Source organism: Bradyrhizobium sp. P5_C11_2 (assembly GCF_054049755.1).
The window spans coordinates 1-1341 of record NZ_JBFULT010001015.1; the positions used below are offsets into that span (position 1 = coordinate 1).

1 protein-coding gene is annotated in these 1341 nt (G+C 61.0%); it reads left to right on the forward strand.

The window, feature by feature from the left end; translation table 11 throughout:
- Positions 1 to 242: 242 nt before the first annotated feature.
- A partial coding sequence (locus ACXJL8_RS41255) for a VCBS domain-containing protein (RefSeq protein WP_456687059.1) occupies positions 243 to 1341 on the forward strand: 1099 nt, incomplete at its 3' end.

Genomic DNA, 1341 nt, shown 5'->3' on the forward strand with positions numbered 1-1341 from the left:
TCATTGAACTGAAATTGAACTGAAAAAGTAGCGACGTAGTTTCGACGACGCGAACCGCGCCAGAATTCATTGCTGCTCACCATCCCGACGCCAGGCACGGCCTCGCGAACAAGCCAAAGCTCTTAAGCCAAGACTCTTAAGTCAGGAACGTTGAGTCACGTCTGATCTCTCGGACCGATTAGTCGCGTCGCCGCGTCTTCGTGCGGTGGCGCCTCCATGGCAACGCAGGCAGGGATTTTTCCATGACCAATCATACGCCGGTTTTCACCTCGTCATCCGCAACGGGCAGCTTCACCGAATTCGCCAACACCGACGATTCAACCGCATTGCACACGCTGTCCGGGACGATGAGCTTCAAGGACAGCGACAAGACCGACACCCATACGACGACCGCGACGCTGCATTCCGCGGTGCTGTCCAGCGGAACGATCATCCCCGCCGCGTCGCTTGCGCATTTCCAGACCGCGATGCAATCGCAGATCCTGAGCGATACGAACGGCTCGGGCCAGCTCAAATGGAATTTCAGCGACCAGGACCAGGATTTCGATTTCCTCGCCAAGAACCAGACCCTGGTGCTGACCTACGACATCAAGGTCTCCGACAACCACGGCGGCTACGCGATCCAGACCGTCAAGATCACGGTGACCGGCACCGACGACAAGCCGGTGATCAACATGACGACGGCGGCGACCGTGACCGAACAGGCCAACCAGACCTTGTCGCTCTCGCCCGACACGGTTCACGTCGCGCTCAACTTCACCGACGACGATCTCACCAACACCGGCCACACCGCGACGGTGATCGGCGTATCCGCTTCCGGCGCGACCGCAGGCCTGCTGCCGGGCCCGCTCGGCAACGCCGAGCTGATGACGTTCTTTCACGTCGACAACGTCGTCAAGACGTCCGGCTCCGCTACCGGCACCATCAACACCACGTTCTTGGCGCCCGATCTCGCCTTCGACTATCTCGCGGCGGGCCAGCATCTCGACATCACCTACACGGTGCAGCTCGACGACCACGCCGGCGGCGTCTCGACGCAGACCGTCATGGTCAACGTGGTCGGCACCAATGACAAGCCGGTGTTCCTGTCGTGTCCGGAATCGGCCGCGCTCGTCGAGGATCACAATGTCGATCCGAGCGGCAATCTCACCGCGCATGACAGCCTGTTGTTCGCCGATATCGATCTCGCCGACGCGCATTCCGTCTCGACCACCGTCACCGCGATCCGTTCGGGCGGCGGTTCGATACCCCTGACCAACGCGCAATTGCTGGCCGCGTTCGGCACCGCGCTCCAGGATTCGACAAACCATCTGGTCGGCGAGGTCGACTGGAATTTCGCGC